Source organism: Symmachiella dynata, from assembly GCF_007747995.1.
GTDB lineage: Bacteria > Planctomycetota > Planctomycetia > Planctomycetales > Planctomycetaceae > Symmachiella > Symmachiella dynata.
On record NZ_CP036276.1, the window covers coordinates 6,940,644 to 6,962,217 of the forward strand.

General features: G+C 55.7%; 16 protein-coding genes. 7 read left to right on the forward strand and 9 right to left on the reverse strand.

The genetic code is table 11. The features are described 5' to 3' along the window. The first annotated feature begins 236 nt into the window (after positions 1 to 236). The 7 genes from Mal52_RS26455 to Mal52_RS26485 all read left to right on the forward strand — a co-directional run bounded on the left by Mal52_RS26455 (position 237) and on the right by Mal52_RS26485 (position 10,155). Positions 237 to 2,690, forward strand: coding sequence for a hypothetical protein (locus Mal52_RS26455; RefSeq protein ID WP_145379670.1), 2,454 nt, complete (start codon positions 237 to 239; stop codon positions 2,688 to 2,690). Between the two features lie 316 nt (positions 2,691 to 3,006). Continuing rightward, positions 3,007 to 3,618, forward strand: a complete 612-nt coding sequence (locus tag Mal52_RS26460) for a PAS domain-containing protein (protein ID WP_145379672.1) — start codon at positions 3,007 to 3,009, stop codon at positions 3,616 to 3,618. A 277-nt stretch (positions 3,619 to 3,895) separates the two neighbouring features. Next, on the forward strand, positions 3,896 to 4,249 hold the full coding sequence (locus Mal52_RS26465) for an STAS domain-containing protein (protein WP_145379674.1): 354 nt from the start codon (positions 3,896 to 3,898) through the stop codon (positions 4,247 to 4,249). Positions 4,250 to 4,312: 63 nt separating this feature from the next. Next, entirely contained in the window at positions 4,313 to 7,168 is a 2,856-nt protein-coding gene (locus tag Mal52_RS26470; RefSeq protein WP_145379676.1) for a 2-oxoglutarate dehydrogenase E1 component, read from the forward strand. 9 nt (positions 7,169 to 7,177) lie between these two features. Beyond that, positions 7,178 to 7,984 (forward strand): CPBP family intramembrane glutamic endopeptidase, encoded by an 807-nt coding sequence (locus Mal52_RS26475; protein ID WP_231962734.1) that lies wholly within the window; start codon positions 7,178 to 7,180, stop codon positions 7,982 to 7,984. Positions 7,985 to 8,319: 335 nt separating this feature from the next. Then, positions 8,320 to 9,510 carry a HEAT repeat domain-containing protein gene (locus Mal52_RS26480; RefSeq protein WP_231962736.1) on the forward strand — a complete coding sequence of 397 codons (1,191 nt, stop codon included), beginning with the start codon at positions 8,320 to 8,322 and terminating at the stop codon, positions 9,508 to 9,510. Positions 9,511 to 9,573: 63 nt separating this feature from the next. After that, the gene (locus tag Mal52_RS26485; RefSeq protein WP_145379681.1) at positions 9,574 to 10,155 is read left to right on the forward strand and encodes a HEAT repeat domain-containing protein; all 582 of its coding nucleotides are present in this window, start codon (positions 9,574 to 9,576) and stop codon (positions 10,153 to 10,155) included. 177 nt (positions 10,156 to 10,332) lie between these two features. Here Mal52_RS26485 and Mal52_RS26490 read toward each other — a convergent pair whose 3' ends face one another. From Mal52_RS26490 to Mal52_RS26530, 9 genes are all read right to left on the reverse strand, one after another. Continuing rightward, complete coding sequence (locus Mal52_RS26490) at positions 10,333 to 11,652, reverse strand: nucleotide sugar dehydrogenase (RefSeq protein ID WP_145379683.1); 1,320 nt, start codon at positions 11,650 to 11,652, stop codon at positions 10,333 to 10,335. Positions 11,653 to 12,148: 496 nt separating this feature from the next. Then, on the reverse strand, positions 12,149 to 13,144 hold the full coding sequence (locus Mal52_RS26495; protein ID WP_145379685.1) for a sugar phosphate isomerase/epimerase family protein: 996 nt from the start codon (positions 13,142 to 13,144) through the stop codon (positions 12,149 to 12,151). Positions 13,145 to 13,360: 216 nt separating this feature from the next. After that, entirely contained in the window at positions 13,361 to 14,176 is an 816-nt protein-coding gene (locus Mal52_RS26500; RefSeq protein WP_231962738.1) for a leucine-rich repeat domain-containing protein, read from the reverse strand. 96 nt (positions 14,177 to 14,272) lie between these two features. Then, entirely contained in the window at positions 14,273 to 16,000 is a 1,728-nt protein-coding gene (locus Mal52_RS26505) for a hypothetical protein (RefSeq protein WP_145379689.1), read from the reverse strand. Between the two features lie 44 nt (positions 16,001 to 16,044). Next, a complete protein-coding gene (locus tag Mal52_RS26510; RefSeq protein ID WP_197534482.1) occupies positions 16,045 to 18,438 on the reverse strand; it encodes a beta-N-acetylhexosaminidase family protein in 2,394 nt (797 codons plus the stop codon). A gap of 254 nt (positions 18,439 to 18,692) precedes the next feature. Beyond that, a complete protein-coding gene (locus Mal52_RS26515; protein ID WP_145379690.1) occupies positions 18,693 to 19,208 on the reverse strand; it encodes a hypothetical protein in 516 nt (171 codons plus the stop codon). Positions 19,209 to 19,242: 34 nt separating this feature from the next. Next, complete coding sequence (locus Mal52_RS26520) at positions 19,243 to 20,109, reverse strand: ExeA family protein (RefSeq protein WP_145379692.1); 867 nt, start codon at positions 20,107 to 20,109, stop codon at positions 19,243 to 19,245. Between the two features lie 17 nt (positions 20,110 to 20,126). Further along, positions 20,127 to 20,924, reverse strand: a complete 798-nt coding sequence (locus tag Mal52_RS26525; RefSeq protein WP_145379694.1) for a hypothetical protein — start codon at positions 20,922 to 20,924, stop codon at positions 20,127 to 20,129. After that, a complete protein-coding gene (locus Mal52_RS26530) occupies positions 20,921 to 21,454 on the reverse strand; it encodes a hypothetical protein (protein ID WP_145379696.1) in 534 nt (177 codons plus the stop codon). Before Mal52_RS26530 ends, Mal52_RS26525 begins: the two co-directional genes overlap by 4 nt. Between the last annotated feature and the right edge of the window lie 120 nt (positions 21,455 to 21,574).

A 21,574-nucleotide genomic window follows, 5' to 3' on the forward strand; every position in this document is an offset into this window, starting at 1 on the left:
GGACCTCCGGCGGTTCAGGGGAGAATGGGACGAACGTACACCCATCGTAACCTCCTTCGGCAAAATTCTCCGCTGTTTTGAGAGAACTGACGGGTGGATTTCACGGAATTTGAGGTTTTTTAATTTTTTAGGGATTTTCTTGTACGAAATGCGAGCCGTTTCGCCACTAACAGGGGTAGGGGGATGTTTCCCCCCAACGCGACGTTGATTGAAATTTGATGTGAAGGAGTAGGACCGTGCGGTTGACCCTAAGAACTCTGCTGGCATATCTCGACGATATTTTAGAGCCGAAGCAGACGAAGGAACTCGGCGAAAAAATTGCCGACAGCCATTTCGCCACGTCGTTGATCAACCGCATCCGCGAGGTCTTACGACGACGACGGCTGACCGCCCCGACGCTAACCGGTCCCGGCAGCGGGTTGGATCCCAACACGGTTGCCGAATATTTGGATAACACGTTGCCACCGGAGAAGGTGGCGGACGTGGAGAAGACCTCTCTGGAATCAGACATCTATTTGGCTGAGGTAGCGGGTTGCCATCAGATTTTGACACTCGTCCTGGGCGAACCGGTCGATATTGTTCCGGAAAGCCGTGAGCGGATTTACGCCCTCACCGCTCCGGAACAAGTCGCCACGCTGCCCAGCCCCGCTCCGGAACCAGTCCCCGCGAAAGAGCGGCCCAAAGCGAAGTCGGGCGTTCGTCCCGCACCGCAGCCGGTTGCCGCTCGTCCGGCAGTTGTTGAGCAGGACGACTTTCGCAAGGGAATTCCCGACTATTTGCGAAAGCCGCCGCTGTGGAAACGCGCACTCCCCTTTGCGGCAGTCACAGCTGGACTGTTGCTGGTCGGGCTCATGATTTTTGCCTCCAATCAGCCAGACGAAAACAACGCCGCCGGCACAGGCGGGCAGGCAAAGATGGCGGCAGTTGAGAAAAAGCAGCCCAAACTGCCCGTGCAAGAGGAGCCGACCGTTGATGAAGCACCCGTGGAAATTGCCAGCGCTGAGCTTGCCGGTACTGAAGATGTAGAGGCCGTCGAGGAAGTGGTTGAGCCGCCGACAGAGACGGAATCCGCGGATGAAATCGATGAGACACAGCTCGCTGAAATTGAAACGTTCGCCCCCGAAGCATCCATCGATCCCCCTGCGCCACCCGATGGTGCGGTGGAAGTCGCTTCCACACTGCCTGACGAAATTGGCACGGTTTTGCCCGAGGTTGATCCGCAGGAGAACAGCCTCTTCCCGCCGGATGTCCCGGTAGAAACGGATCTGGATACAGAAACAAAAACCGAAACCCCATTGCCCCCGACTCCGGCGGAAGAAACGCCGATTGAGTCGCCAGTTGAAACGGCAACGGAAACGGCAACGGCAACAAGCGATACAGAACCGGGACCGGAACTTGTTTCCGCTGAGAGCGAGCAGGACAAAGTTGCGGTTGTCGAGACACCTCCACAGCCGTTGGAAACGGTCCCGGTGCCCCCCAAAAAACTGCGTCCGCCGGTGACTGCGCAATATCAGCCCGGACAAAACGGAATCATGTTGGTCCATGACCCCCACGAAGCGGGCTGGAGTAAGTTAGCCCCCCGATCAAAACTCCACCCGGGGGATCGGATTGCGGTACCGGATCCCTATTTCGCATCGATCCGACTCTCAGAAGGAAACACACACGTCACACTGTTGCCGGGCAGTCAAAACGGATCATTGATGGAATTGACCGAGCCCACAGAAGCGGGTCACTGCACGATTCAAGTCACCCGCGGCCGGTTTGTCTTTCGCGGAAATTCAAAATCGGCAAACAAACAGGACGGGCCGATCGAAATTGGCTTGAGAGTGGGAAATGAATTGTGGCAGGTCAAATTCCTCACGCCCGACGCCGTCTGGGGCTTGGAAATTAACCCGCGTCGTCCCGAGGGATCGGACCAACCGTTGGGAGACAATTCCTACACCGGCGACCTCTATGTCGCAGCGGGGACAATTCAATTCTTTGATGGTAAACAACTCAAAATCGTCAAAGATGGTCCCGCTTGGATTCCCTTAACCCTGGGGCAACGCCCTCAGGTCAGTGCCGACGGAACCGTTGAGCCGTCCGCTCCGTTGACGACCATGCCCAATTGGCTTGGTATGCCCAAGCTGACAGGTAAGCAATTGGAGCACAGCCGCCGCTTCGCACGCGAATTTGACGAAGTACAGCCGATCGAAATTTCGTTGGTCGGAGCGGTCGACCACGCCGACGAGGACATTGCCGCCTTGGGAGTCAAATGTTTTGCGTTGACCGAAAATTACGAAGTGTTGGTCAAAGCACTTTCCGGTTCGGAATCTGAAAGCGCCCGGCGGGCTGCCGCGGATGGACTGCGGGACTGGTTGCCGACCGATCCCGAAAATGGCGACAAACTCAAACAAGAGCTTTCCAAGGTTTACTACGAAGAAACCCCCGACGTGATCTATCGTCTCCTGTGGGGGATTCCCAAGGCCGACGCCGAACGTTTGGCGCCTTCCTTGCAATTGGTGAAGTGGATGGGACACGATCAACAAGTGATTCGGGAGATGGCCTTTGACGAAGTGCGACATCTTTCAGAAAAGCAGGGAACTTTGGGGTACCATCCCAGCAATGGTTCCGTGCAGAAACGGAGCCGTGCCATCGAAAGTTGGCGCCGTTTTGTCGAACGGACCGGCGGCCTGCACAGGCAGCGTTAGTGCGCGAGTCACAACCGAGTTGAACATGTTCGGGAAATTTCAGATCCCGATCGGCCAAATGCATCAAAGGATTTTTTATGACCTGATGAAACTACCTAGTCGAGTCTCCCGGTCGCTGCTCCATCTTGCAAACCACCCCATATCGGATTAGATTACCTGCGGGCCACTAGAACCGAGGGTAGAGGATGCCGCGGCCCCCCAAACCGTTGATGCAACAGGGCGGGCCGCAACTCAGTTGCTGCGTTGTCAAACAGAGTTGTCCAACAGACTCGATTGACAACGTGTGGGAACCCTGTACTTGCCAGCGAACGCCATTATGGCCAGCGAAGATCAGCCCCGGTCTTCTTCCGTCGACGGTTTCCCCGTTTCGAAAGAGCTTTCGCACGCCTTGCTCGAATGCATGCCGGTGAACGTCATCTTCAAGGATCTTGGGGGGCGGATTCTGTTCGCCAATCAGCGGTTTTGCCAAGAATCGGGCTCGCGCCCCGGCGAGTTGATCGGCAAAACCGACTATGACCTGTTTCCCCAGGAAATGGCAGAAAAATATCGCCGCGATGATGCCGATGTGCTCAAACGGGGCGGAGTCCTGCACGATGTCGAACGGCATTTAAACATCGACGGCGACATCCGCTATGTCGAAGTCTTTAAGGCCCCCGTGCAGGATGCTCAAGGGCACCTCATTGGTGTGCAGGTCCTCTTCTGGGATGTGACGGAACGCAAACTGGCCGATGAGCAGTTCGAGAACGAGCAAAAGCAGATCAAGTCCTTAACCAGCCGCATTCCTGAAATCGCCCTGCGACTGGATCGCGTGGAAAATGATTCCCAAGCTCGCGAAACCATGGACGCACTCCAAGATGTACTCACGCGGACTTCGGCAGCCTTGGCCAAGTTTTCCGCCGGCGATGCCGGATCGAGCCGCAAATCGTGATTGCCGCTCAGCTGGAATCTTCTACCCCTACCGCTAGGCAACACGAACAGCTAATTCGGCAATGACCGCACAAAAGGGACGTGAGGAACCAATTGTATTTGCGGGCCCCAATCAGGTACCATAGGCCCTTGACCACTAATCGCAGTGTGGCAGTACGATTTTTGCGATGCCATGCTGAACGTTGCCGATTTCGCTGATTTTTTCCCAATAGGGACGCATTAATCGTCGCGTGGTGGACTGACAAAAGGGATTCTCGATTCGGAACGACGGTTACTGTATGAGTATTTATGAAACGGAACAGAACGGCGATATCTTAATCCTCATCCCGCACTTCGGCGCGGGTGAATTTCGGTATCGTGATTTTCACATGGCATCTAGTTCCATGCAGCGGGATTTAGCCAACAAAGAGATCAAAGGCCTCTTGATTGATCTCTCGGACGCCTTTTATTTCGGGTCCGAATTCATCGGCATGATGATTGTCTTCGCCAAAGCTGTGCGTAAGCATGGAGGCAAATCGGTCATTTGCAACGCATCGTCACAGATGTTGGAAGTTCTAGGCACAATGAACATGTCCAAAATTGTGCCGATCGTGGCGACCCGCGAAGAGGCGCTACAGACATTGACGGCTTAACGTGTGCGGGCTTTCTGCCTGTATTCAGTCTTCTTCATTTTTGGTTGCGGCAACATCAGGCCCATGAATCACGCTCCCTCAGACAGCATCCCCGCCGAAACACAAAACGGCACGCACATCGGCGAACAACTCAACAGCCAAAGTTTGGCCTTCGTCGAGCAACTCTTCGCCGAATTCCAGCGCGATCCCACGTCGGTCCCCGAACAATGGCGGGCTTGGTTCCGCGAAGAGATGCTGGGCCAAGAGGGTCCGCCTCCGCAATCCGCGCAATCGCCGTTCGGCCAACGCAGCCTGTTCAATCCAACATCGAACGTCTCCACCAACGGCAAAAAATCTAGCGATGTCCAAGACATGGCTGGATTGCAGGAACGCTTGGACCAATTAATCCGCAACTTTCGCGTGCGGGGACACATCATTGCTGCAGTCGATCCGCTGGATCAACCACGCAGCAGCCCGGCGGAACTGGACCCGGCTTTTTACGGCTTCACCGAACAAGACCTCCAACGGCCGATGTCGACCGAATGGTTCGGCGGACCGGAAGTCAACACGATCCGCGCCATGATCAAATGGCTGCAAACCACCTATTGCCGCTCCATCGGCGCGCAGTTCATGCACATTGACAGCCTGAGCGTACGGCAATGGCTGCAAGATCGCATGGAGAAGACTGCCAACCACATCAAGCTGGGCCGGGACGAGCAGTTGCGGATTCTGACCCGTTTGAGCAACGCCGTCCTGTTTGAAGAATTCATCCAAACCAAATTTGTCGGCGCCAAAAGTTTTTCGTTGGAAGGGGCTGAAAGTCTGATTCCATTGCTCGATATGGCGATCGACAAAGCGGGGGACGACGGTGTTCGCGAAATCGTGCTGGGCATGGCGCATCGCGGGCGGCTGAACGTGTTGGCCAACATTCTGGGAAAAAGCCCCCGGCTAATTTTCCGCGAATTTGAAGACAAAGATCCCGAACTGAACTTCGGACGCGGCGACGTCAAATACCATCTCGGACACAGTTCGGATTGGACGACCGCCGGCGGCAATGAAGTGCACCTCACACTCTGTTTCAACCCTAGCCATCTGGAATTCGTGAACCCCGTTGCTGTGGGACGACTACGAGCCAAACAGGATCGTAAAGGCGACACCGAAGGTCACCGCAGTATGGCGATCTTAATTCACGGCGACGCCGCCTTTGCCGGGGAGGGAATCGTCCAAGAGACCTTGAACCTCAGCGAGTTACCCGGATACTCCACCGGGGGCACGATTCACGTCATCGTCAACAATCAAATTGGTTTCACCACCGGCCCCAAAGAGGCGCGTTCGAGCACCTATGCCACCGACGTCGCCAAGATGCTGCAAAGCCCGATCTTCCACGTGAATGGAGAAGATCCCGAGGCGGTGGCACAGGTCGTTGATTTGGCGCTCGATTTTCGCCGCGAATTCCAGCGCGACGTGATCATCGATATGTACTGTTATCGCCGCCGCGGCCACAACGAGGGCGACGAGCCGATGTTCACGCAACCGGTGATGTATCGCGCAATCAAAAACCGTCCCACGGTCTTCGAGGCGTATTTGAATCACCTGTTGTCGTTGCGAGGCATGACCAAAGAAGAAGCCGACGCCATCATCGAGGACCGACGCAAAGAACTGGAAAAGGATTTGGCAATTGCCCGCCGCGATACCTTTATTCAATGCGTCGATAAGCTGGGGGGAGTTTGGCTGGGCTATCATGGCGGACACGTGAGCAAGGCGGACCACGTCTCAACGGCCGTTGACAAATCGGTGCTCAGTGAAATCTTGAAGATTCAAACCGAACTGCCGGTCGATTTCACTCCGCACCCCAAAATCAATCGGTTGTTATCCGCCCGTCGGGAAATGGCCGGCGGCAAACGACCGCTCGATTGGGGGGCTGCCGAGGCATTGGCCATGGGGACCGTGGTTGCCGAAGGAACGCGATTACGGCTAAGCGGCCAAGACGTGGGTCGCGGCACGTTCAGTCATCGGCACGCCGTGCTGTGTGACTACGACGACGGTCACTCCTACATTCCGCTCAGACATCTTGCTCCCGAACAAGGCGCGGTTGATATCTTTAACAGCCCGCTGTCCGAAGCGGGTGTGCTCGGATTTGAATATGGCTACAGCCTCGACTGCCCTGACGGACTGGTCATCTGGGAAGCACAGTTCGGTGACTTCGCCAATACCGCGCAAGTCATCTTCGACCAGTTCATCGCCAGCGGCGAGGATAAATGGGATCGGCTTAGCGGCGTGGTCGTGTTGTTACCCCACGGATTCGAAGGGCAGGGGCCGGAGCATTCCAGCGCACGGTTGGAGCGGTTTTTGAGCCTGGCCGCGGACGACAACATGCAAATCGTCTCCCCCACAACCCCGGCACAAATGTTTCATTGTTTGCGACGGCAAGTCTTGTGCCGTTGGAAAAAACCGCTGATCGTCATGACCCCCAAAAGCTTGCTACGGCATCCCGAAGCAGTCTCATCACTCGACGAATGTGCCACCGGTGAGTTCCAATATTCGATTCCCGACGCGCTCGAAAGTGATCCAGCCGAAGTCAAGCGAATCCTCTTATGCACCGGGAAGGTCTACTATGACCTGATCGCCGAACGAGCGGAATGGGACCGCCATGACGTGGCCATCATCCGCATCGAGCAACTGTACCCGCTCTATGAAGAAGGTCTGGACAAAATTCTAGCTGACTACCCCGTGGGCATCCCCGCAGTCTGGGTCCAGGACGAACCGGAGAACATGGGTGCCTGGCGCTATCTGTTCTGCCGGTTCGGCGAACGCTTGTTCAACCGGTTTCCGCTCTCGTGTGTCTGCCGAGCCTCCTCGGCCAGTCCAGCCACCGGTTCGGCACGCAGCCATCGCGTGGAACAGGACGTCATCATCGCACGAGCCTTCAACCGCGAGTAGTCGTTGCGTATGTATCCCTTCGACGATCTCATTCCACTGTTGATGACGCTGGCCGGATTCATCAGTGCCGCTGTCTGGGCAACCGCCGTGCGCGAATTCACACAGGGCCGCCTGCCGCTACAGCAATGCGAACCACGACCGGTCCGCTGGGACCATTGGACGATCTTGGCGGCACTGGGCATTTGGGTGTTTGTTGATACGGCCGTCGTGTCTCTGCTGGGTCTGAACAGCGAATCGAGTCCCCTCACCCGCATTCAAGCCGGCACGTATTCTGGGCTGGGCAAATGTGCCTTGTTGATTCCACTGTGGGTCATTGCCGCCGGCGCCAAGCCGCGCGATCTACTCCCCTTGCCCGGCCAATGGGGAGGCGATTTTAAAGCAGCTCTGTGGGGTTTGTTCGCCAGCCTACTTCCCGTGTGGATTGTGAGCCTATTGATCGAGCCGCTCCGCACAGCGAACAACGGCCACCCCCTCATCCGCATGTTGCAGGACCATCCCTCGGTACAAACGGTTGCCTGGATCACGTTAGCCGTATTGGTCGCCGCACCGCTCTGCGAGGAACTGCTATTTCGCGTGATCCTACAAGGCTGGTTGCAAGACCGCGTCTCCCCCTCCACAGCGATCGTATCGGTCGCCATCGCCTTCGCCGCCATCCACGCCAACTCCTGGCCCGACCCACTACCGTTGATCCCACTCTCGTTGATCCTAGGCTACATCTACTACCGCCGCCGCAGTTATCTAACCAACGTACTAATGCACGCGTTGTTCAACGGCGTAAACCTGCTACTAGCGCTCTCGCAGGGGCCGGAGAGGTAAGTCGGCGACGCCTAGCAGTCCGTTGAAAAACCAAAAACATTCGCGAGTCGGGTGCCACTGCTGGCTTGTCCAGCAGTGTTTTTGCTTGCCACACAGTTTGCACTGGCGGACAAGCCGCCAGTGGCACCCTTTTTCAACGGGCTGCTAGGTCTGTCGCTCGATTTACCAGTACACGGATTGCGAGAGGCGACCGCATGCGGTCGCCTTTGAAGGTAGTCGTAGGGCAGGCTCATACTTGTCCTGCCGACTGAGACGCTATCGGGATGTTCCTAGACGGTTGGTGCTGATACAATGAATGGGTAATCCTCCAACCCGTGTGGGATGTTGAGTTCGTGATGCATCGAATCGCTTTGTGCTTGGCTGTTCTGTACTGCTTATCGGTGTCGCCCACGCATGGGGCTGAACCGATCCCAGAAGCGGCTGGCCCGGAAGACCGCGAGCAAATTCCGAAACTCATTCAGCAACTTAGTGACCAACGAATTCCTGAGGATGCTTTCCCTTACCGTGAGACGTATGGCGGGTACGCGATGCGTGCGCTCGTTAATATTGGGATCGAGGCTGTTCCAGCTTTGACGGCGGCGGTCGAGACGACCGACGCGGAGTCTCGGTGGCTGCCGGTACAAGGGCTGAAACGGATCGGCCCTCCAGCCCGCACTGCACTTCCAGTTCTCATTCGAAACCTGGACGTGGACTCATGGAGTTTGCGGTCGGAGATCACGGACTCATTGGCGAAGATCGATCGTGATGGAACGACTGTGATCCCGTCATTGAAGAAGATGCTTCGCGATGAGAATCCTTACGTTCGCGAGAGTGCCGCAACAGGCTTGGGGGCGTATCCAGCACATGCCGAGACCGGTGTCCCTGCGTTGATTGCCGCCCTGAAAGACGAGTCCCCCGATGTTCGCGCGGCCGCAGTCGTGTCTCTGGGAAAGATTGGTAAACCTACGAAAACAATAACACAATCTCTGCTGCCGCTACTCCATGACCGTGGTCGCTATGCACTGGTGGGCCATGACGTTGTTGTGCAATTTGACCTTATAGACCTCGTAGCGAGCGTTCTATCAAAATTCCAAGATCAGAAACAAGTCATCGTTCCAGCGCTCCTAGCGGCCTATCACGACGAACAATTACCAAGCAAAACAGGAATCATCGATGCTCTTGTGCACTTCGATGCAGCCGCCGAGCCGATTGTCCCTGATCTCATTCAGGCCATGAGTCGTTTGTCTACAACGAAGGACGTCGGTCGAATTCATGAGCCGATTGTGCTCGCGCAACTCGGCAAGCATGCGTCCGGGGCAATCCCGGCAGCGCGAAAACTGTTGCGTTCCGGAGACGGGCTGGCAAAGCTGTATGCGGCCGGAGTTCTGGCATGCATTGATCCCGATTCGCCACCAACGGCATTTGAAGTCTTAGCGCAACCTTTGCAGGAACCAAATAAAAACAGCGACGTCACCTTTGATTTTCTGGATGTCCTGGGTCCGGAGGCAGAGCCTCTAGTTCCCGATCTATTGACGTTCTTGCGATGAGACAAACAGGCTTTCGAACTAATTAGTGATGCCCGGATTTTCAATACATTCAGGCTATTTGGAGTGAAAGCGAAGCCGGCGATTCCGTCGCTGATAGAACTGTACCGGAGCACCTTGGACGAACATGAAGCTCAGGAGACATTCTTGGCGATCGGACCAGCAGCGCTGGATGGGTTGGTCGAATCATTTCGAGGACAAACGGCGTCTCCGCAAATCATCCGAGCAATCGAAAGGTTTGGCCGCCAAGCTGAAGAGACGATCCCTGACCTGATCGTATCGATGAATGATGACGATCCTGAAACCCGCCAGTCGATCGCGAATGCCCTTGGCTCGATTCGCAGAAATCCTACCATCTGCCTCCCTGCGCTGGGCCGCCTCTTGAATGATCCGCATGTCGCGGTTCGTGCGACTGCAGCGAAGAGCATTGGTCGATTCGGCCGCGCGGCAATTTCGGCCGTGCCACAACTTCGTGCCGCGCTTAGCGACGATTTCGTGGATGTCCGAGTTGCTGCAATTAGCGCGCTGTGGAATATTGGTGCCACCGACATTGAGACCCAACAAGCAGTCGCTAAGCGAGTGACGGACGCACATCCGCTTGTTCAGTTAGTTGCGAAGGAATGGATGGAGAAATTTGGGAGCCCCTGAAAAATCAGTAGCCGTCGATCAGGTAGCCGCTTAATACAGATATTGGTACCGTCACAATTTGAATACCAGCATCGCACAATGCGACCGCAAGCGGTCGGTATGGGAGTTGACGAACGGCGGCGCCAACATCCGTGTTTGATCCGTGTTCATCCGTGGCTCATTTAATCAGGAACAGGATCAAGCCTTCCAGATCTTCTCGCGCCCATCGACCACATTCTTCGTCGAATTGCGTGTATCGACGATCAATTGCCCGTGTCGCACGATGGAATCGTAGTCGAAACGTGTGTGATCTGTCGAAATCAGCAGGCAGTCTTGCGACGCGAGGAACTCCGGCGTCAGTTCTTCGCTGCTCAGATCCGGGACGTCGTGGTGTCGCATTTGCGGCAGTTTGGGGACGTGTGGGTCGCTGTAGCTCAGTACCGCTCCCCGTTCCCGCAATAGGTCCATCAGCACGAACGATGGGCTTTCACGGGGATCGTCGACGTCTTTTTTGTAGGCGACGCCCAACACGCAAATTTTGCTCCCCTTGATCGGCTTACCATGCTCGTTGAGCGCCAGCGCCAGTCGATCGATGACGTACTGCGGCATGTGCGTGTTGACCTCGCCGGCCAACTCAATAAACCGCGTCTGCATGCCTTCCTTGCGAGCGACCCAGCTCAAGTAAAACGGGTCGATCGGAATACAGTGACCGCCCAAACCGGGTCCGGGATAGAATGCCTGGAAACCAAACGGCTTGGTCTTGGCCGCATCAATGACTTCCCAGACGTCGATGTCCATCCGATCGAGCAGCATCTTCAATTCATTGACCAGCGCGATATTGACCGCCCGGTAAGTGTTTTCCAAAATCTTGCACGCTTCGGCAACTTCCGGTGACGACACCGGGACCGTGTTCACGATGGCCGAATCATACAGCAGTTTGGCCAGCCGTGAACTCGTCTCGTCGATCCCCCCGACCACTTTGGGAATCCCATCGGCGGAGAAATCGAGGTTGCCGGGATCTTCGCGTTCCGGGCTGTAGGCCAGATAAAAATCTTTGCCCGCTTCCAATCCCGAAGCCGATAGGATCGGCAACAACACATCGCGGGTGGTGCCGGGATAGGTCGTGCTTTCCAGAATCACCAATTGCCCCGGACGCAACACAGCGGCAATTTGCTTGGCGGTCCCTTCGACGTACGACAGATCAGGATCGCGGCTGTCGGACAGCGGCGTGGGTACGCAAATCAGCAGCGTATCGGCTTCCGCCAGCCGCGCCATATCGGCGGTCGGCTCAAATTTCCCCGAAGCGGTCCATTCTTGGATCCACTCCGGTTTGATGTGATCAATATAGGTCTTGCCCGCTTTCAGCAGATCCACTTTGCGCTGATCGACATCAAAGCCCATCGTGTCGAATCCGGAGGCGATAAACGCACGGATCAACGGCAGTCCGACGTAGCCCAAACCCACAATACCAATTTTAGCGGTTTTGTCCGCAATGGCTTGATCCAACGGAACGGTCATAGTTCGGCAATCCAGAAGTCAGGGGAAAGTCGGGTGGGGATAAACGGGTTGTATTAACTACAACGTGCGCACAGCAGTGACAGCGCACATGTCACGGAAACTTAGTACGCGTTGTAGGTTGCGTCAAGCTGCGATTCCCCGACAGGCATGGACAGCGGGAGGTTTTCTTAGCCACAGAATTCACAGAGGAAATTCGACTGTAGGCTGTAGACCATAGGATTTGGCGTTCGCTAATCAGGTCTTTTCCAAAGGTCTACAGCCTAAAGCCTGCGGTCTCTGAATACTCTGTGGCTAAAACCTTTCCCCTCGTTCCCAAACTCCGTTTATGAACCCACCTTCGCGAAGCTTTGCTTCACTCGATTCCATCTGTGACTAATCTGTGTTCGATCTGTGGCTAAGAATTCAATCCCATACTTCGAAAACGACCCGCGCATCAAGAAACCCCGGCACACACAACGTGGACCGGGGTTGTGAACGAAAATTGTTCTACGTTCGCTTAGTTATCAAAAGCGGCATCGAAGGCGATGTTTGATGGGGAGAAGTCGACGTTTTTCACAAACTGGCAGGCTTCCCGCGCGCCGGCTTCGCGTTCCATCCCGGTGTCTTCCCATTCCACCGACAGCGGGCCGGTGTAGTTGATGTGGTTTAGGGCACGGATGATTTCCTCGAACCGCACACCACCACGGCCAACACTGCGGAAATCCCAACCGCGGCGCTCGTCGCCGAACGACAAATGGCTCGACAAAATCCCCGTCCGACCATTGAGCGTGACAGCCGAGTCCTTCATATGCACATGGTAAATCCGCTCCGGGAAGAAACGAATGAACTCCGCCGGATCAATCCCTTGCCAGATCAAGTGGCTGGGATCGAAGTTGAAACCGAATTCTTCGCGGCCATCCAGAGCAGCCAAGGCACGTTCGGCGGAATAAATATCAAACGCGATTTCCCCAGGATGCACTTCCAAGGCGAACTTGACTCCGCACTCTTGGAACACGTCCAGAATCGGGTTCCAACGTTCGGCCAACAGGTCAAATCCGGCGTCGATCATCGACCGCGGGATCGGCGGAAAGTCGTAAACCAGATGCCAAATGCTCGATCCGGTGAACCCGTTGACGACATCGACGCCCAGTTTCTGAGCGGCACGGGCTGTGTTCTTCATTTCCTCGATGGCACGTTCGTTGATTCCAGCAGGATCGCCATCGCCCCAAACATACTCCGGCAGAATGCTCTTGTGGCGTTCATCGACCACATCCAACACCGCTTGGCCAACCAGATGGGCGGAGATCGCATGCAGCTTCAGGCCATGCTTTTCCAATAGTTCGCGTTTGCGGGCACAATAGGTATCGTCCGAAAGGGCTTTATCGACCTCAAAGTGATCGCCCCAGCAGGCGAGTTCCAGCCCGTCGTAGCCAAAATCAGCCGCTTTTTTGCAGAGTTCCTCGACAGGAAGATCAGCCCACTGGCCGGTGCAAAGAGTCACGTCGCGCGCCATGGTCGGTACCTTTCAGGTTGTTTTCGCTAACGTCGGTGTCACAGGGTAGTTTGAGAGACCCTCGAATGATTCATCACGTTAAAAAACTACGTGGCCAAAGTCAACGAAACGAAGGGACGTACCCCGACCCCAAAGTCGTACGGTCACCCTACGGAGAAGACAAAACGGGGAATTGAAGGCAAGTTTGCGGGGCACCTGTTGCCCAGGGAGCATCCGCTACCGTCTGCCTTTCGCATAGGCGGGCACTGTTGCCTTCAGATCATTACGCCCCGCATCACTGACCTGTGTATTGTCGAGAGTGAGCCGTTTCAGTTGAGGCATCGCTTTGAGATATTGAAGCCCGTCATCGGTGATCGAAGTATCGTCGATATAGAGAAATTGCAGGCTGGGGAACCCTTGGAGCTGTTCTAAACCCGCATCGCCGATCTGCGTCCCAGTCAGATTCAGCGTGCTGAGCCTGGGCAACTCTCTGAGGTGTGCCATTCCCACGTCAGTGACCTGTTCACCGGAAATGTAGAGTGTGCCCAAGCTAGAGAGTCCCTTGAGGTGCTCCAGCCCTGCGTCACTCAGCGGCAAGCCGTTGAGGTTGATCGTTCTCAAGTCGGTGAGCCCCTTGAGGTGCTCGAGTCCCGCGCCGTTGATTTGAGTCCCATACAGTCTGAGCGTGCGCAAACTGGTCAGCCCTTTGAGGTGTTCCAGACCTGCATCCGTGATGGCAGTGTCGTTGAGATAAAGGTCTCGCAAATTGGTGAGACCTTTCAGGTGTTTCAATCCGTCATCGGTGATCGGTGTGTTATTTAGGTCGAGAAACTGCAGGTCGGTGAGCCCTTGCAGGCGTTTTAAATCTGCATTTGTGATCGGCAAGGATTTGAGGTCGAGCCCCTTATTGTCCGGCGAGAACGAACCTCCCAGTTCCTCGATTGCAGCTCTGGTCTCCTTCTCTGTGTTCGGCGCATCAGTCGCCTCCGGTTGTTCATCCGGGCCCGGTGCCATTTTGGCCGCATCACAACCCGAGAAGACCAGCAGGGTCATAACTAGCACCAGGGGTTTCGATTCAATTCTCATGGAATGGCCTTTGTTTCGAAGCAAGCAGGGCAGACTCCCGCTTTCCGTGAGTTTCTAGTCAATTCAACAACTTTTCACCGCTGCATCCGTCGTCAACCGGTTGTTCATAAGATTTAACCGATTGAAAGCGAATAATACGAGGCAAAGGACGATCGCATAGCAGGCACCAATCTTTGCCGGCCAGATGGAGATGGCGCCGACGACTCCGGTAAAAGTCATCAGGTCCACAAGTCGCGCGCTAATGAGCGGCGCCGCAGCGCTGGAAGGTCTTCCAATCGGTGGATAAAAAATGGCTCGCCACGTCTGGAAGAGGCCAGCTGCAACGATCACGATACCCACCGGAGCGAAAATAATCTTCCGCGCTGTCGGCCAAGCGTACTGGTCAACGGCTTGGGGATCATACAGCCCCAACAATATTCCTTCCCGTTCGGATGCTCCCCAGGCCATGATAAACAGCAAAAGAAACACGCTGTAAACAAAAGAAACACCGCGCTGCCGATCACCAACCGCTTCCTTGTAGCATGCCGTGAGCATCATCGGGACGACATACAGAATCGCCAAGAAAATGCCCATGCTCAAAAAATAATCGCGAGAAAGGACATGCACGATCAGTGCGACGCCCGTCGCAGCTGCCGTCGTCTCACACCATTTTTGGTAAGTCGAACGTTCGATGCCGGAGATTTTTACACCTTTTTTCTCGACCTCTGCAACCGCCCAGTAAAGCACGGCGACATACAGCAAACCTAAGTTGAATCCCGACTGGAGTTCCCACATTTTCCACCAATCGACCAAACCGGGGTCGTATTGATACCCCAGGCACCACAGCGCCGACAGCGGAAATCCCACACCAAAACCAGCCCCAATCACTAATCCGGCCAACAATGTCTGTCGATCGCGATTCAGGGCTGCGACAAGCAACGCGCCCAACCACCAGCCAACGACGATCATGTTTTGCGAATTGGTATACACGGTGCGACTCAGATGGCCGCCGAGTGGCCCGGCGAACATGCCAAGTTCGTCGTTGGGAAAGAATAACCACTGCGCAACCGGCAACAGCAACAGACTCACGATTCCCACGGCAGAAATGAGAATTCCCCGCGCGATCCATTGGGGCAATCTGACCTTCGCTGTCAAAACACATACGACCACACACAACGACGCGCAAAAGAACCAAATTGCCAGCATGGTCCCTTGTGAGTCTGTGGATGTTTCCGCGGCACCAGTTGCATTCAATTCCGCAACGTACAGACCCAGATCCCATTTGGGAAAGAACAGCCAAGGCCATGTTTGTATCGCGATGCGTGTGAGAAACGCAAATCCCAGTGGGACCACCAGCCGAGCCAGCCAGACGCCCAGCGATTTTCTCCCGGCGAGCGCCCAACCCAAGGCAATTCCCCCCGGAGCGGCCCAACCGATTCCGCAAATCCCAAACCAAGTCAAGCTGAGCCACTGCGAAATGGGCAGAATTTCATCGCCGACGCTGAATTCACCGCGTAGCCACGAAACATATTGACCGTACCCCAACTCGCCGCCCAATGTAATTCCCAACCCCAACCACAACGGAATCCCACGGGCGTCAATTCCTTTTCGCCAGCAGACGTACCACCACAACAGGCCCCAGGTCAGTCCCGGCACCAGGGTTCCATCCATGCCGCCCCAACCGGCGGTCCCGCGAATGGCCCAGGTGATCGCGCCCATCCCGGCAAACACCAACGAAACAAACACAACCTCGCGCATCGAAGTGCGATTGTCCTTGTGGCGTTGGTCGATTTCAGGGGCCGCGATGTTCATGGTTGCATCGATTGCTTGCTGAGGAAAAACTGCTGCCCGTTTCGCTATTGTTTGAGCAACCAGACTTCAGCCAAGTGTGACCGTTTCTGCCAAGGCACATGCGTTTCGTCGACGGGATCCCAAGTCAGACGCAGGGCGCCATCGGCGGTCAACTCTGCCGGAACCGCGAATTCCTGGAACTCTCCAATTTGACTCCCCCGTTTGGTGACAGGCAGTTTCTTGCCGTCACCTCGTAAAGGCGACTCACCTTGCCCGGTCAGTCGCACAACATAACGCGCATCGGGGTCCAATCCATCGTAGTCGACCCCCACCGGCCAGCGCATGTGGTGCAGCCATGACAGCCGCCGCCGGCTCCGGCCTTCGTCGACCCACGTATGCCCTGGGTTCCAGGCATGTCGGCCCTCGGGATCGGTGTTGATTGCTTCACCGCGAATGACATGTGGAGATTTTCCAACATGCCCGATGTCGTCGTAAAAACTTCCCGGACCGGGATCTTCCCACGTACGGATCACATCCAGCCGCGCCACTCTATCCTGCTCGCGGCTTATCTTGCGAATCTTCGCGAATTCCGCTTCCAGCCACCAGCGGTCATTGAGCGGGCGGTCTACAAAGTCCATCACACAGCCACGTTCCGCGCCGCTGCCTCCGAATCTTTCGACGCTCGTCTGATAACCAATCGAGCGGAACAATTCCTCGGCCAGATCATCAATCCGTGCCCGAAGTTCCGGTCGGCAAGGCGCGGAGACGACGCGCTGCAAAATACGTTCAGCACGCTGCATCGCTGTTAAGGCTCCAAATTTTGGTGCCTGAGCCAGTGTCTGCAAGGCTTCCTGTTCAAGCTGGGTTTCGTAGAGCAGTCGGTGGCGGGTATAAGCGTCATAATACGCACGCATCAAATGTTGCTGAAACCGCCAGTTCTTCAACAATTCTGGATGTTGCTCTTCCAAACGTTGCCAGAGTGCCAATACGCCATCAACACTGGCGTTCTCAGCCAAGCTGCCCTGCCAATTGTTTTCTAGTCCCAGTAATGCGTCCGCAATCGACTCAGCAGCTTCTGCCCCAAAATGAAAATGCGCGTATTGCACAAGTATCTCACGCGCATCCTGTTGAGAGTCCCACCCTAGCATGCTCCAGACAGCCTTGTTGACATCGTCGTTGATGCCGTCGGAATAAGTCACAAAACCATCGGTGTGCGGTGCAAAACGGCGGAAGATCGTCGAATACGCCACCGGCCGCGGATTGGTCGATTCGCGAACCAACGTCACCGCATAAGCGGGATCCCACCAACTGACGGGAAACTGACATTCGACGGTGTGCGTGATGTCGGGATAGGACCGCACCGGATAGCGTTTCGGCAAACGCATCCGCGTCTCACGAATAGAAAGCGCGGAAGTATCGGCCACAATTCCGCCCAACCAATCGGGCTGCTCCCGCGCGATGTAATCCATCACGAACTTGATCTTCGGTTCATCAAAATCCTGCAATGAAACCCAGACTTTGGCACGCGGGTGAGACTTCGCCAGCAACTTTGCCAAGTCTTCCATGAAGGGAATCACCAATTCCGGCGGATTGTCGCCCGGATCCCCTCCCGGCACAAACACGGCATCCAACCGTGGCGTCGATTCATAAAACTTCGCGTGCTTTTTGAGTTCAGCTTGGCGGCGCTTCTGATCCGTCAACGAGAATTGCACCGGCGTCCACACCCAATAATCGACGTCGTAGCGGTCACAAATTTCGCCGATGATCCGATTCATCTCCGGCCTCGGATACTGCATCAACTCGTTCGTGCGCCCGTCTTGAAAGGGAATATTCTGCACGCAATTCATGCCGAGCAAAACCTGTTCGCGGATGTACTGATCGTACTGCGCCCGCGACCACGCATCGTAACTGTTCGAGAGCGCCCGGTAGCCCATTTCATGCCCGCGATGGGGATATTCGGGCGCTGTGGCAATCTGCAAAGCCTTATCGAGTTTGATTTCTCCTTTGCGGCAATGGAGTTCACACAAAAGGCGGCCCACCCCATAGATTGCCCCCCGGGAATCAGCCCCCACAATAAAGACTGCAGGCGACTTTTTGTTTGGATCGTCCACAACCCGAATCGCAAAACCTTCCGACTGCGCTTCAGGAAGCCTCAGATCGTCACGTCGAGGAATGCGATTCGACCAATCCGCCTTTGTGTTGCGCGTTGCAATGGCAATCACCGGTCGATCGGATTCCGGCCAAGTCTGCTGAATCTTGAGTTGAATGCCGGATCGTTTCGCAAGCTCTTCCACCAAGATGGTCGCCGCCACATCCTCGGTCTCATCACCCTGTCCCGCAGAAACGACAACAGCCTGCGAAAGATCAACCCATAGAGGAGCAGCATGCACATTGGAACTCCCCAATAGGAATCCGCAAAACACGACACCAAACACAACATTGAGACGTGAATAAACCATGGCGATAGTTCCGCTTCTCTTTTGCCTAAAGCCCGACGGTTCGGCAATTGATGTCCGCAACCTTCACCGAACTCTGTAGGCAACAATTCTCGCAGATCACATCGCGCATTGTTAGGGTAGAGATCATTAACGGCATCACGATTGTTATTTGGCCATGCCAATGACACTGCTGAATTTCAGGCAAACGCGCAGGGTGGCCCCGAAAGATTCTTTCGGGGCGGCGCAGCCGCAGGAGAGACCAGTTGACGCCGTGATCACTGCGGTCTCTGCAACGACGCATCGCCAATGCTGTGCTGTGACAGGTACGAGAACAGACGACGCGACTCGTCTTCGAGCGGTTGCGATTTCCCGTGTTTGTGGTCCCGGAACGGTTGCCAAAACCGGAAGGTTTTCGCCCAACGCAGTGGGACGAACACGATCACGATGGGGTTGAACTCGCGATCACCAGCAAAATGGGAGAAGAGCTGTACCGGCAAAGTGCCCGAATTCCAAGACCGTCTTTGCGACCAATTGAGAATGGCCGTCGATCGCGGCAATCGCGTGATGATGTGCTCTTCGATGTAGTCGTGCCAATGCGGACTCTCCGAATAGACTAAGAGGACGTATCGCCCGCGCGCGCACCAGCAAATCCAAACCACTACGTTGAGCAGCAGGCCATAGAGCAAGCACACCACGCGATAGAGCAGCCACACCCCGACAACTAACAACAGAATTGGCAGCAGGATCACGAGCAGTGGAATCGCAATCAGAATTCTGAGGTATCTGGGCATTGTTGCTTGGCCCTAGCCTAAAACCTCCGCTGCTTTAATAACTCACCAACCCCGCCACCTCTTCCGCCACCGCTTCGGCCTGCGGACGGGAGATGGTGCGGGAGTCATCCGCGTAACCCACCAACAAGGCCAAGTCGGCGAGGCGGTTGATTTTTCGCGGGATGCCGCCCGATTCGACAAAGATGGTTTCCAGCGACTCGGCATCGAAGACCGGTTCGCTCGCGCCGGCCGCCTGAAGACGGTGCTGGATGTAGGCCACGGTTTCGTCGAACGAAAAGGGCTGCAGTAGGCAATTGACTGTCAGCCGTTCTTCAAGTTCACCCAAACGGCGGATACGGCTGAGCAGGCTGTGTTGGGCCAAGAAAATCAGCGTGAATTTCATGTGCCCTTGCTCCTGAAAATTGAGCAATAACCGCAGCGTCGCAAACACGCTGGGATCGTCGATGGTGTGGGCTTCGTCGATAAGAATCACCGGTTGTTGGCCCCGCTCATTGGCGGCGGCCAATTGCTGTTGAATGCGTCGCACGATCACATCCAACCCCGCGCCGCAGATCTGCTGTTCGTCCGCTCCTAACTCTACAGCCAGGTAGGCCAACAATTCCGCCGACGACATTTGGGGAAACACGATATGCACCAAGGGCGCAAAGTTTTCGGGCAAGTCGGCTGCGAGCATCCCGGCGACATAGGTTTTCCCCATCCCCGTAGCGCCGGCCAAAATCCCGGCCCCTTTGTTGTTCTCGATCAGATACCGCATTTTCAGCAGCGCAGCTTCGTGCGTTTCGCTACGAAAGAAAAAGCGCGGATCACTGTTGTTTTCAAACGGATGGTCGGCCAACTGCCAATGTTGTTCGTACATAAGATTTGTCGCCAGGTAACTTGAGGAATCCGTATTCAAAAACATTTGCAAGCTGCGTTTCGCTACCCCATCATCCGCGGCGGGGCGATTTCAGCCCCCAAGTCTTCGCGGCGTGTCTCGATGACACCCAAAAACATGTCCGATTGTTTTGCTAATGACTCAACGATCACATTGCGTTGTCCGCTTTCTCGATCATCAAAGTCCACCAAAATCGTTGTGCCGACCACACCCGCCGCCCAAAGCGCCGGTGCGTCCATCGGATCCGCGATACAGCCCGCATCGATCAGGATCAACGGATACTCATCGGCCAACCCGGCCACCAAATTCGAAATCTCCGCTGCCGCATCGGCCAGTGAAACGATGGCCAAGCCCGATTCGCCCAGCTTGTGGGGCGATCTCGCTTCATGACCTGTAACCTGCAGTTGATCACACAATGCCGGCCGTGCGCGATTGGCTTCAATCAGCAACACTGGTTGCGCCGCACGCGCAGCGAGTGTGCGTGCCAGCGTCAAATAGACCGACGTGCAACCGACCCCCGTCTGTGAACCGGCCAGCGCCACCACCGATTTTTTTCCGCAAGCGGCCAATGCTTCAAGTTCAGCCGCCACTGATTCAAATCCCTCAGCGGCGCCGCGCAGCAATTCGTCGCAAATCGCCGGCCATTGCCAGTCCGGTGAAGTCGCGGTAAGAGGGACAACCTCTGCATCCGCTTTCGAATCCACATCCGAATCCGCATCAGCCAGTCGCGGCGCAACCTCAGCCGGGGATTCGCCACTGACCTGCTCAGGCGGTCGCTGGCAATCCGCTTCGGTTTCACGGCGTCGAAACGCCTTAATGAATGTCCGGTCCAGTGCGGTCATTTCGAGGAGCTATCGACTCTGTGTGTTGGTTCATCTTCAATCGTGCCCACCAGCCAAGCCGGCGAATCATGATCGCCTGCCGCTCCGCCTGGAACAGCGGGACCGGGATCTGGTGAGGCAACTTCCAATGGCAAAAAGGCAGCGTCGGGAGACGAACTGCTCTCGCTGAGAAATTCGACTTGTTGGATATCCCCCGTGGAGGCCCCCAAACTCACCGCCCCCAGTTCCGCTCCCGCTGCCAAGTGGTCGATCTGGCTGTCCTGAGTGTTGGTCTCAGTTTGCGGCCATAAATTGAGCGACAACGCCCAAACCACGAGGCACATCCCAGCCGCGGTTACCCACGAACTCGTTTTAACCGACCGCAGTTTGTACAGCCCGCGCGCAGAATATATTTTTGCCAGCCGCCATCGCGATGGCCGACTGCGGGGCGATTTCACCGCGGTTGCAGCAGACGCTTGCTCATCCGCGACGACTGCGTCTGGCGCAGATGCTGCTTTGGAACCGTTGGAGGAGTGGACGACTTGGGACACGTGCCGATTCCTCTGTTTTGAGACACGACAAACTGAGCGATCCTGCGCAGCGGCGCGCGGGACAACGATACAATCGATATCGGCGCACGATTCTCACGATCTTGAAGGTTTTGCCGGTTA

Coding starts and splice junctions, on each gene's coding strand:
- Mal52_RS26460 (WP_145379672.1), top strand. CDS start 3,007: ATGGCCAGCGAAGATCAGCCCCGGTCTTCTTCCGTCGACGGTTTCCCC.
- Mal52_RS26465 (WP_145379674.1), top strand. CDS start 3,896: ATGAGTATTTATGAAACGGAACAGAACGGCGATATCTTAATCCTCATC.
- Mal52_RS26470 (WP_145379676.1), top strand. CDS start 4,313: ATGAATCACGCTCCCTCAGACAGCATCCCCGCCGAAACACAAAACGGC.
- Mal52_RS26475 (WP_231962734.1), top strand. CDS start 7,178: ATGTATCCCTTCGACGATCTCATTCCACTGTTGATGACGCTGGCCGGA.
- Mal52_RS26480 (WP_231962736.1), top strand. CDS start 8,320: ATGCATCGAATCGCTTTGTGCTTGGCTGTTCTGTACTGCTTATCGGTG.
- Mal52_RS26490 (WP_145379683.1), bottom strand. CDS start 11,652: ATGACCGTTCCGTTGGATCAAGCCATTGCGGACAAAACCGCTAAAATT.
- Mal52_RS26495 (WP_145379685.1), bottom strand. CDS start 13,144: ATGGCGCGCGACGTGACTCTTTGCACCGGCCAGTGGGCTGATCTTCCT.
- Mal52_RS26500 (WP_231962738.1), bottom strand. CDS start 14,176: ATGACCCTGCTGGTCTTCTCGGGTTGTGATGCGGCCAAAATGGCACCG.
- Mal52_RS26505 (WP_145379689.1), bottom strand. CDS start 16,000: ATGAACATCGCGGCCCCTGAAATCGACCAACGCCACAAGGACAATCGC.
- Mal52_RS26510 (WP_197534482.1), bottom strand. CDS start 18,438: ATGGTTTATTCACGTCTCAATGTTGTGTTTGGTGTCGTGTTTTGCGGA.
- Mal52_RS26515 (WP_145379690.1), bottom strand. CDS start 19,208: ATGCCCAGATACCTCAGAATTCTGATTGCGATTCCACTGCTCGTGATC.
- Mal52_RS26520 (WP_145379692.1), bottom strand. CDS start 20,109: ATGTTTTTGAATACGGATTCCTCAAGTTACCTGGCGACAAATCTTATG.
- Mal52_RS26525 (WP_145379694.1), bottom strand. CDS start 20,924: ATGACCGCACTGGACCGGACATTCATTAAGGCGTTTCGACGCCGTGAA.